Below are 9,686 nucleotides of genomic sequence, written 5' to 3'. Positions count from 1 at the left end.
CGCGAAGCTCGCCCGCACCCTCGGTCTCTGGTCGATCGTCGGCCTGGGCCTGGGCTACATGACCCCGACCGTCGTCTTCGACACCTTCGGTCTCGTCGCCGAGAAGACGAACAACGTCGTCCCCGCCGCGTACGCGGTGGCGCTCATCGTGCTCGTGTTCACCGCGATCAGCTACGGGAAGATGGTCCGCGTCATCCCGAGCGCCGGCTCCGCGTACACCTACGCGCGCGAGTCGATCCACCCCGGCGTCGGCTTCGTCGTCGGTTGGACCGCGCTCATCGACTACATGCTGCTGCCCATGGTGAACGCGCTGATCCTGCGCAGTTACATGGAGGCGCTGTTCCCCGACATCCCCGGCTGGATCTGGGTCGTCGTGTTCACCGCCGGCGTCACCGGCGTCATCTACCTGACGATGCGCGGCACCTCGAACGTCAACATGATCCTGCTCGTGTTCTCGATCCTCGTGATGACGGTCTTCGTCGTCATGGTGTTCGTGCAGCTCGTCGGCGGCGCCGGGGCCGGCACCGCGGTGTCGCTCGCCCCCTTCGCCCACAGCGAGGTGCAGTTCGGCGCGGTCCTGGCCGGAGCGACCGTCGTCTGCTTCTCGTTCATCGGCTTCGACGCGGTGTCGATGTACTCCGAGGAGGCCAAGACCCCGAAGATCATGCCCCGGGCGATCCTGCTCACCCTCATCGCGGGCGGCGTCATCTTCCTCGTCGCGGCGTACTTCACCCAGCTGCGCTTCCCCGACTCGACGGCCTTCCCGCAGGAGGCGATCGAGGACAGCACCCTGCCCGAGATCGGCGTGCAGGTCGGTGGCCCCGTGCTGCAGGCCGTGCTGACCGCGGCCGGGTTCGCGGCGACGCTCGCGTCGTGGCTCGCCTCGCACGCCTCGGTCTCGCGCATGCTCATGGTGATGGGCCGCAACAACGTGCTCCCCCGCCGGATCTTCGGGTTCATCAACCCCAAGACGCACACCCCGACCGTCTCGATCGTCATCGTCGGCGTGGTGAGCCTGCTGGCGATCGCGTTCACGCTCGAGCAGATCGCGGCGTATATCAACTACGGCGCCCTGGTCGCGTTCTCGTTCGTGAACATCTCGGTCATCGCGTGGTTCGCGATCCGCAAGGGACTGCGTAAGACGCCCGGCGACATCGTCCGCTACATCGTGATGCCCGGCATCGGTCTGCTGCTGACGGCCCTCCTGTGGGTGAACCTGGACATGCATGCCCTCATCGGCGGCCTCATCTGGACCGCTCTGGGCGTCGTGTACCTCGTGATCCTCACGCGCGGCTTCCGTCGTCCGATCGCCTCGTTCGACGAGAACCAGCCGGTCACCGGGGTCAACAAGACGCTTCCCGGTCCGCGCTCGGAGATCTGAGAGCGAGAGCCTGACAACCGCGTCGGCCGCGGCATCCCTCACACGGGGGTGTCGCGGCCGACGCATGTTCCGCGCTCTGGACATCCTGCCCGCCCGGGGCGCCCTGCGCGCCGCGGGACGGTCGACCGGAGAGTCGGTTCCGGAGCGCGGGACGCGGGCGAGGGGCGGGCGCTCTCGGGGCCTCCATGCGCCCGCGGGTACGCTGCATCGATGCGCTTGATCGACGACTCCGAACGGACCACGTGGACCATCGACGTCGGCGGGCTGAGCCGCAGCGACCTGATCGAGCGGCTCGACGCCCACGGCATCCATCGCAATCCCTTTGCCGGCGTGCTCCTCGCGGATGCGGTCTTCGACGACGCCGCGCGCGAGACGGTCACGGTGGTCGAGAGATCCGTCGCCGACCTGGGATTTCCGGACGGCGCGACCCTGCCGCGGGTCTTCGACGCAGCCGCCCGGCACGGGCTCGGGCTCTGTCCGCCGGTCACCGCGCCGTACCTGCGCCTGGCCACCCTCGATCAGGCGAACGCTCCCGACAGCATCCTGAGCACCGGCCGCGCACCGACGGGTTCCGTGAACGTCGCCTCCCCCGTGCTGCGCGCCGACCACGACTACCCCAAGGGCTTCTACCTGCGCGTCATCGACGGGGTGCCGTGGCTGCGGGGATACCGGTGCGACGACGAGCACGTGCTGTCGCCGGGCGATCGCTTCGCGTTCCGGGCTCTCGCCTGCGGGCCGAACTCCTGAGTTCTGTGGCTGAGTCGTGCGACGGAGCCCGTGGAGAGGGCAGCGCGCACGATATCTCAGGAGTTTCGCACGCCCGGGCGGGCGCCCGCGCTCACACCGGTGCCCGCGTTCACCGCTCGAACGGCGTGACCGCGCCCAGCACCACGGTCTCGGCGTCGTGGCCGTTCGCCCACCAGTGCGGCTCGGAACAGCCATAGGTGACGGTGTCGCCCGCGTGGAGCTCGACCCGGCGGTCGGCCTGACAGACCACCAGCACGCCGGACTCGACCGTGACCGTCTCGGTGCCGATGTGGCGGAACGGACTCGCCTCGTTCGAGAACCCGACGGGCAGCGTCGAGCGGATCAGCTGCAGCATCGACTCCCCGCGCGGCGTCAGGAGCTCGCGGACGGCGCGCTGCGAGGCCGGGGCGTCGACGGCGACCGGCATGATGTGACGCTTCGCGCGGGTGACCACGGCCAGCGGCACGGCCGGTTCGTCGAGAAGCTGAGCGACCGGGATGCCGAGGGCCCCGGCGAGCCGTTGCAGCGACTGCAGCGACGGGTTGCCGAGTCCGCGCTCGAGCTGGCTGACCAGGCCGAAGCTCACGCCGGCCTTCTCGGACAGCGCCTGGACGCTCAGGCCGAGGCGCTTGCGGGCGTCGCGCACCGCGGCCCCGAGGGTCTCGACGGTGCGCTGCTCATCGGCATCCGTGGCTCTGGTCATGACCGTGTCAGCGTATCGAGATCAGGGCTGATCGGCGCCGTACCCTCGGGTCTCCCGCGCGTCACGCGCGCACCCTCGGGCCGTCGGGCGGCACGGCGGCGAGGAGAGCGCGCGTGTACTCCTCGCGGGGGTTCGCGAACAGGTCCGGCGCCGGAGCCGCCTCGACCACCCGGCCACCGCGCAGCACCACGACGTCGTGACTCATCTGCTGCACGATCGCGAGGTCGTGCGCGATGAAGAGGTACGTGAGTCCCTGCTCGACCTGCAGCCGCCGCAGGAGCGCGAGCACGCGCGCCTGCACCGACACGTCGAGCGAGGCCGTCGCCTCGTCGAGGATGACCAGCTCCGGTTCGAGCGCGAGCGCTCGCGCGATGGACACGCGCTGACGCTGGCCGCCGGAGAGCTCGTGCGGGAAGCGCGTCGCGAAGGCGGGATCGAGGTCGACGAGCTCGAGCAGCTCTCGAACGCGCGCGGCACGGGACGCGGCCGTGCGCCCGCCGAGGCGATGCACGCGCAGGGGTTCCGCGATCGCGTCGGCGATCGTGCGGCGCGGATCGATCGAGGCGAAGGGGTCCTGGAAGACCATCGCGATGCGCCGACGCTCGCGACGCGGGGCGCGCAGCGCGTCGCGCACGCCCTCGCCGGTGGCATCCGCCAGGGTCGCCGTCCCCGCGTGGGGGGCGACGAGTCCGGTGAGAGCGTTCGCGATCGTCGACTTGCCCGAGCCCGACTCGCCCACGAGCGCGAGGGTCGTCCCGCGGCGCACGGTGAACGAGACGTCGTCGACCGCGTGAACCGTGCGGCGGCCCGCGGGGGTCTGCACCGCGAAGCGCACGTCGAGACCGTCGACCTCGAGCAGGGGCGGCGCGGCGGGCTCGGGCGCGGGTCCCGCACCGGCGACGACGCGGGGTCGTGCCGCGAGCAGCTCTCTCGTGTATGCGTGCTGCGGGTCGGCGTACACGTCGGCGAGGGGGCGCTGCTCGACGGCCTCGCCGTGGCGCAGCACGATCACGTCGTCGGCGACCTGTCCGATCACCCCGAGGTCGTGACTGATCCACACGACCGCGGTGCCCCGGTCGCGCTGCAGCTGCTGCACGAGGTCGATGATCTGCGCCTGCGTGGTCACGTCGAGAGCCGTCGTGGGCTCGTCGGCGACCAGCAGCGCGGGGTCGCACGCGAGAGCGATCGCGATCATCACGCGCTGGCGTTGCCCGCCCGAGAACTGGTGCGGGTAGGCCTCGACCCGTGAGGCCGGATCCGGGATGCCGACGGCCTCGAGCAGCGAGATCGCCCGGGTGTGCGCGGCCCGCCGGGTGAGTCCGCGATGCGCCTCGAGGGACTCCGCGATCTGCCGCCCCGCGGTGAGGAAGGGGTTCAACGACGTCGAGGGGTCTTGGAAGACGAAGCCGACGGCGTCGCCGTGCACCGACCGGAGGGTGCGGTCGGTCGCTCCGACGAGTTCGACGCCTGGGGCATCCGGACTCGTCCGCAGAATGCTCGAGCCGGACACGCGGCGCCCCGGGGCGTCGATGAGCCCGGTCGCGGCGAGGACGGTCATGGACTTGCCCGAGCCGGACTCCCCCACGATGCCGAGCGTCTGCTCGCGCTCGACCGAGAAGTCGAGTCCCCGGACGATGGGGTTCTCGCCGATCGACACGCGGAGGTCGCGGACGCTGAGAACGGTCATCGCGAGCCCTCCTGAGCGGTGTGTGTCTCGCCGATCGCGACCCGCAGATCGCGCACACTCAGAACAGTCATCGCGGGATCTCCTGGGTGGTCGGGGCCGGGTCGGCGAGGGCGGGTCTCTTGCGCCGTCGCTCGCCGTGACGCGCCTCGATGATCGTGCGCTGGCGCGGATCGAGGCCGTCGCGCAGCCCGTCGCCGAGCAGGTTGAAGGCCAGGGCCGTCACGAAGATCGCCGCACCCGGGAACACGCTCATCCACCACGCCTGCGAGAGGAAGCCCTGCGCGGTGAACAGCATCCCTCCCCACGACGGCGCCGGCGGCTGGATGCCGAGCCCGAGGAACGACAGGGCGGCCTCGGACAGGATCGCGAAGGCCAGAGAGAGCGAGGTCTGCACCACGATCGGGCCGCCGATGTTCGGCAGCACGTGCCGGAGGAGGATGACGGGGGCCGGGGTGCCCATCGTGCGCGACACCTGGACGAACGGCGAGGTCCGCAGCGACAGCGTGCTCGCGCGGGCGACGCGGGCGAAGATCGGCGTGTAGACGACCCCGATCGCGATGGTCGTCGTCAGCATGCCCGGCTCGAAGATCGCGATGATCGCGAGGGCGAGCAGCAGCACGGGGAAGGCGAACATGACGTCGACCACGCGCATGAGCGTGGCGTCGATCCAGCCGCCCGCGTACCCGGCCACGACACCGAGTGCGAGGCCGAGGACGAGAGCGATGACGACCGCGATCGCCGCGATCGTGAGCGACGTGGACCCCGCGAGCAGCACGCGCGAGAAGACGTCGCGGCCGAGCTCGTCGGTGCCGAACCAGTGGGCCGCGCTGGGCGGGGTCAGGGCGTTCGCCACGTCGATCTGGTTGACACCGTACGGCGCGATCCAGGGCGCGAGCACGGAGGCCGCGACCACGACGGTGAGCACGACCGCGGCGGCCACCGTGAGCGGGTTGGAGGCGAGGAGGCGCCACGACCGGACGCGCGGGCGCGCGACGGCGGCGACGGGGGGTTCGGTGACACTCATGCGGCTCGGATCCTCGGGTCGACGACGGCGTAGAGCACGTCCACGATCAGGTTGACGACGATGAACATGACGGCGACGAGGAGCACCGCACCCTGGATGAGCGGGTAGTCGCGCGCGGCGACGGCGTCGTACACGAGCCGGCCGAGACCGGGCCACGCGAAGACCACCTCGACCACGATGACGCCGCCGAGGATCGTCGCGAGCTGGATGCCGGCGATCGTGAGGACCGGCACGAGCGCGCCCCGCACGATGTGACGCGAGACGACGACCCGACGCGGGAGTCCCTTCGAGACCGCGGTGCGGATGTAGCCCGAGGAGGCGACGTCGATCACGGCCGCGCGGATGTAGCGCGTCATGATCGCGCCCGCGACGAGGCCGACGGTGACGCCCGGGAGGGTCACCTGGCGGAGCCACCCGGCCGGGTCGTCGGCGAAAGCGACGTAGCCGCTGGCGGGGAGCAGGCCCAGCGTCACGGAGAACAGCGAGATGAGCAGCATCCCGAGCCAGAAGTCGGGGATCGAGACGCCGAACTGGCTGCTGAGGCGCACGATGACGTCGCTCACGCGCCCCTCGCGGAGCGCGGAGTAGATCCCCGCGGGGATCGAGATGATCAGGGCGACGACGAGCCCGACGAGCGCGAGGGAGATCGTCGCCGGGAGGCGCTGCAGGAGCGTCGTCGTCACGGGCTGCCCGTTGCGGAAGCTCACACCGAGGTCGCCCGTGACGGCGTGCGCGAGATAGGAGAAGAACTGCTCGGGGAGCGAACGGTCCAAGCCCGAGGCGGCACGGAGCGCCTCGTACGCCTCCGGCGTGTAGCGGGTGCCGAGGGCGAGACGCACGGGGTCGCCGGGAACGAGGTGCACGAGCGCGAACACGACGATGAGGACGCCGAGCAGCACGATGGCCGACGAGAGCAGACGTGCGCCGAGGAAGCGCGCCATCTGAGCGGGGGCGACCCTCATGAAAACCTCCTTGCTCGGCGCCGGGCGGCGACGGCGGTCTGGGGCGTGACCGCGGGGGCACCGGCATCCGGCACCCCCGCGGCGCGCATCACTTGTCGATGCTCGTGCCGGCGAAGCGGATCGCCCGGTCGGCGCGGGTCTCGTACCCCGACACCTTCGGCGACCACAGCTGCGTCACCGAGGGGTTGTAGAGGTAGATGTAGCTGGCCTTGTCGGCGATGATCGTCGCGGCCTGCGCGTAGAGGTCCTTGCGCTTGTCCTTGTCGGTCTCGACGCGGCCCGCGTCGAGCAGTTCGTCGACCTCGGGGTCCGAGAACTTCTGCGCGTTGCTGGCACCGCCGGTGTGGTGCTGCGAGTAGTAGAAGTCGTCGGGGTCGATGTTGCCGAGCCAGCCCATCATGAGCATGTCGAAGTTGCCGGAGTTCTGCTCGTCGAGCCAGGTCGAGAAGTCGGGCTGGCGGATCGAGACCTGGATGCCGAGCGGCTCGAGGTTCGCGGCGATGATCTGCGCGGCCGTGACCGTCTCGGGGTAGTCGCTGGTGGCGAGCAGGTCGAGGGTGCCTCCGGTGAAGCCGGCCTCCGCCATCAGCGCCTTCGCCTTGTCGATGTCGGTGGAGTACTCGTCGTACTCGCTGTACCAGAAGCTCTGCTTCGGGATGGCGAGCTGGTTCTTCTCGGCGGTGCCGTAGCTGACGGCCTGGACGATGGCATCCCGGTCGATGGCGTAGGCGATCGCCTGGCGCACCCGGACGTCGTTCCACGGGGCCTTGGCCTCGTTGAGCGCGAGGTACCAGTAGTCGCTCGACGGCGTCTGGCCGAGGGTGACCGAGCTGTCGCTCGAGAGCTGCTCGACCTGCTGCGGGGGCACGACGTCGGTCCAGTCGATGTCACCGGCCTTGAGGGATGCCAGGGCGGTGGCGGGCTCGGAGATGAAGCGGTACTCCACTCCCCCGAGCTGGGGCGCGCCGCCCCAGTAGTCGGGGTTGGCCTTCAGGGTGATGTGGTCGCCGGCGACGTAGTCGCTGACCGCGAACGGTCCGGTTCCGACGGGCTTCGTGGTGATGTCGCCGGATTCGACGTTGCTCTTCTCGACGATCGCCATGCCCTTGAAGCCGCCGAGGTTCGAAAGCAGGTTCGGGGTGGGCTGCGAGACGGTGATCACGACCGTCTTGTCGTCGGGGGCGCTGACGTCGCTGACGGTCGAGAACTTCCACGCGTTGGCGAGCTTCTCGTCGATGATGCGGCGGTACGAGTACACGACGTCTTCGCTGGTGAGGTCCGACCCGTCCTGGAATTTCACGCCGTCGCGCAGGGTGAACGTCCAGGTGAGCTGGTCGTCGCTCGTCTCCCAGCTCTCGGCGAGTGCGGGCTGCATCTCGAGGTTGGCGTCGGGCTGGACGAGCGTGTCGTAGACGTTCTCGAGCACCTCGAACGCGAAGTACGACGTCGTCTTCTGGGGGTCGAGCTGGTCGGGCTCGCCACCGATCGCGGCGACGAGGGTCTGACCGGATGCGGAACCGGAGTCGCCGAGGTCGACGCTCTGGCCCGCGGAACAACCGGCGAGGGCGAGGACCGCGGCGAGCGCGCCGGCGATGCCGAGAGTGGTGCGCGATGTCATGTGATTGCCAATCGGGTGGGCGGGTCATCATTTAGATGATGTTTCGATCAGTATGTGCAAGCATGGGGGCGGGCACAAGCCCGGGGCGGCCTCGAAACACGATCTTCACAAAGCCGCTCCGACCCGACCGCCCGCCCTTCGTCGACCCCCGGGAGCGCCCATGACCTTCACCGTCCTCGCCCGTGACACCCGTCGCGGCCTGATCGGTGCCGCGACGGCCAGTCGCTCCCTCGCCGTGGGGGCGTCGGTGATCGCCGTGGATCCGGCCGTCGGGGTCGCGGCCAGCCAGGCCTGGACGAATCGCTCCCTGCGAGGGCGCCTGCTGACCGCGATGAGAGAGGGGGGCACGGCCGTCGAAGCCGTGGCATCCGTCCCCTCCTGGGATGACGGACACGCCCTGCGGCAGGTCGCGGCTCTCGCGTGGGACGCGCCGGGGGCGGCTTGGTCGGGCGAGTCGATCACGGCGTGGGCGGGACAGGTGACGACGACGGATGCCGTGTTCGTCGGGAATCTCCTGACCGGGCCCGAGGTGCTCGAGGCGATGGCCGAGGCGTGGAGCCGCGGGAGCGGAGAGGCCGACGCGGAGCTCGCGGACCGCCTGATCGAGGTGCTCCGCGCCGGGGAGCGCGCGGGCGGGGATGCCCGTGGCCGCCAGAGCAGCGCACTCGTCGTCGCCTCGCCGGAGGACACCGTCGTCGACCTCCGCGTCGACGACCACGACGATCCGCTCGCCGAGCTGACGCGACTGCGCGCGCTGTCCGCGATGCCGGTCGAGGTTCCCAGCGCGAGCCGCTGAGACGGGCTTGCTCACGCGCGTCCCTGAAACCGGCTCGCTTACCCGCGTCCCGGAAGCCGGCTCGCTCACGCAACTCTCGCGATCCCTCCCCCACATCACGGCGAGCTCATAGCCCGCTGCTATGACGGCACGGATACGCGGGGCGATGCTGTGGGGCGTGACCGAACCCCTCCCGCTCGCGCGCTGGTGGCGCGAACCCCTCTGGGCGAAGGGCGTGCTGGCCGCGATCCTCGCCGGCAGCGCCCTGCTGATGACCTGGAACCTCGCCCGCGGCGGGGACTTCGCCTTCTACGAGGCCGCGGCCCGATCGATGTCGGAGTCGTGGCGCGCCCTGCTGTTCGGCGCTTTCGATCCGGCAGGGACCGTCACCCTCGACAAGCTCGCGGGCTTCGCCGTGCCCCAGGCCATCGCGATCCACCTCTTCGGCATGTCGACCTCGGCGGTCGCTCTCCCCCAGGTGATCGAGGGTCTCGTCACCGTGATGGCCTGCGCGGTGGTGGGCCTGCGCGGGGGCGGGACGGGCGCGGGACTCGTCGCCGCTCTCGCGGCCGCGTCGACGCCGATCTTCGTGTCGATGTTCGGCCACCCGATGGAGGACGGCCTGCTCACGATGGCGCTCGCGGTGGCCCTGGTGTGGTGGCAGCGCGCGGTGCTCACCGCGCGGCGGTGGCCGCGCGTGATGGCGGCGGTCTTCGTCGGGGTGGGGTTCGAGGCCAAGATGATGTCGGCCTGGTTCGTCCTCCACGCCCTCGTGGTGGGGACCGTCAT

General features: G+C 70.5%; 9 protein-coding genes. 4 read left to right on the top strand and 5 right to left on the bottom strand.

The annotated features are described in order from the left end of the window. The first annotated feature begins 34 nt into the window (after window positions 1–34). Entirely contained in the window at window positions 35–1,381 is a 1,347-nt protein-coding gene (locus NS283_RS17830; RefSeq protein ID WP_081319281.1) for an APC family permease, read from the top strand. Window positions 1,382–1,591: 210 nt separating this feature from the next. Continuing rightward, on the top strand, window positions 1,592–2,128 hold the full coding sequence (locus tag NS283_RS17825) for a hypothetical protein (RefSeq protein ID WP_058598184.1): 537 nt from the start codon (window positions 1,592–1,594) through the stop codon (window positions 2,126–2,128). A gap of 109 nt (window positions 2,129–2,237) precedes the next feature. On the opposite strand, the gene NS283_RS17820 is transcribed toward NS283_RS17825, so the two are convergent. From NS283_RS17820 to NS283_RS17800, 5 genes are all read right to left on the bottom strand, one after another. Further along, on the bottom strand, window positions 2,238–2,831 hold the full coding sequence (locus NS283_RS17820; RefSeq protein WP_058598183.1) for a helix-turn-helix domain-containing protein: 594 nt from the start codon (window positions 2,829–2,831) through the stop codon (window positions 2,238–2,240). A gap of 61 nt (window positions 2,832–2,892) precedes the next feature. Continuing rightward, the gene (locus NS283_RS17815) at window positions 2,893–4,518 is read right to left on the bottom strand and encodes a dipeptide ABC transporter ATP-binding protein (RefSeq protein WP_058598182.1); all 1,626 of its coding nucleotides are present in this window, start codon (window positions 4,516–4,518) and stop codon (window positions 2,893–2,895) included. A 67-nt stretch (window positions 4,519–4,585) separates the two neighbouring features. Continuing rightward, window positions 4,586–5,542: an ABC transporter permease gene (locus tag NS283_RS17810; RefSeq protein ID WP_058598181.1), complete on the bottom strand. Its 957-nt coding sequence runs from the start codon at window positions 5,540–5,542 to the stop codon at window positions 4,586–4,588. Next, window positions 5,539–6,504 (bottom strand): ABC transporter permease, encoded by a 966-nt coding sequence (locus NS283_RS17805; protein ID WP_058598180.1) that lies wholly within the window; start codon window positions 6,502–6,504, stop codon window positions 5,539–5,541. The genes NS283_RS17810 and NS283_RS17805 overlap by 4 nt, the downstream gene beginning before the upstream one ends. Window positions 6,505–6,592: 88 nt before the next feature. Next, a complete protein-coding gene (locus tag NS283_RS17800) occupies window positions 6,593–8,122 on the bottom strand; it encodes an ABC transporter substrate-binding protein (protein ID WP_058598179.1) in 1,530 nt (509 codons plus the stop codon). Between the two features lie 160 nt (window positions 8,123–8,282). Here NS283_RS17800 and NS283_RS17795 point away from each other — a divergent pair, with 160 nt between their 5' ends. After that, entirely contained in the window at window positions 8,283–8,918 is a 636-nt protein-coding gene (locus tag NS283_RS17795; protein WP_058598178.1) for a DUF1028 domain-containing protein, read from the top strand. A 157-nt stretch (window positions 8,919–9,075) separates the two neighbouring features. Then, the coding region (locus tag NS283_RS17790; RefSeq protein WP_193752712.1) for a glycosyltransferase family 39 protein at window positions 9,076–9,686 on the top strand (611 nt) is incomplete at its 3' end.

Source organism: Microbacterium testaceum (assembly GCF_001476285.1).
GTDB lineage: Bacteria > Actinomycetota > Actinomycetes > Actinomycetales > Microbacteriaceae > Microbacterium > Microbacterium testaceum_B.
This window is presented reverse-complemented; position numbering and strand designations above follow the sequence as displayed.